An 821-nucleotide genomic window follows, 5' to 3' on the forward strand; every position below is an offset into this window, starting at 1 on the left:
TGGTTCTAGGATTTTAGACCACGCCTATAAGTGATAATCTACTCCCCAATAAGCATGGGAAATGCTTGTTTTTGGAGTCAACCATGACACGAAGAAAACGTCGTAATCATTCAGCAGAGTTTAAAGTTAAAGTTGCTCTCGCAGCAATTAAAGGCGACCACACACTCGCTGAACTTTCTACTCAATTCGACTTACATCAAAACCAAATAATTGATTGGAAAAATCAACTGCTTGAGCAATCAATCAATATTTTTTCACGACCAACAGCACAACAAGAACCTGAGATTGACCTCAAAGCTCTACATGCCAAGATAGGACATCAGGCATTGCAAATTGATTTTTTAGAAGGTGCGCTCAGAAAAATAGGGCAGCTGAGCGGCAAAAAATGATCGATAAGACCCATCAACTTTCGGTACGACAACAATCGCAATTGATTCAAATCAATCGCAGTACGTTGTATTACAAGCCCAAAGAGATTTCATCAACTGATTTGAGTTTGATGCGTCTAATCGATGAAATTCATCTCGACTACCCATTTATGGGCAGTCGAATGATACGAGATATGCTACAGCGTCAAGGACATAAAATAGGTCGGCGTAAAGTCCGACGTTTAATGCGCTTGATGGGAATACATGCCTTGTATCCAAAACCCAATACCAGTAAGCCTAATCTTGCACACCGTATTTTCCCATATCTGTTGAAAAACATGGTCATCGATCACTCTAATCAAGTCTGGTGTACAGATATCACGTACATTCCTATGGCTAAAGGCTTTGTCTATCTGTGTGCAATTATAGATTGGCATAGTCGTAAAGTACTGG

The 821-nt window shown here is 40.1% G+C and carries 1 pseudogene; it reads left to right on the forward strand.

The features are described 5' to 3' along the window. Nucleotides 1–83: 83 nt before the first annotated feature. Nucleotides 84–821 (forward strand): annotated as a pseudogene (locus Aba26S_RS20985) (IS3-like element ISAcsp5 family transposase); the annotation flags it as partial.

Origin of the sequence: Acinetobacter sp. NBRC 110496, from assembly GCF_000876115.1 — a bacterium.
Lineage (GTDB): Bacteria > Pseudomonadota > Gammaproteobacteria > Pseudomonadales > Moraxellaceae > Acinetobacter.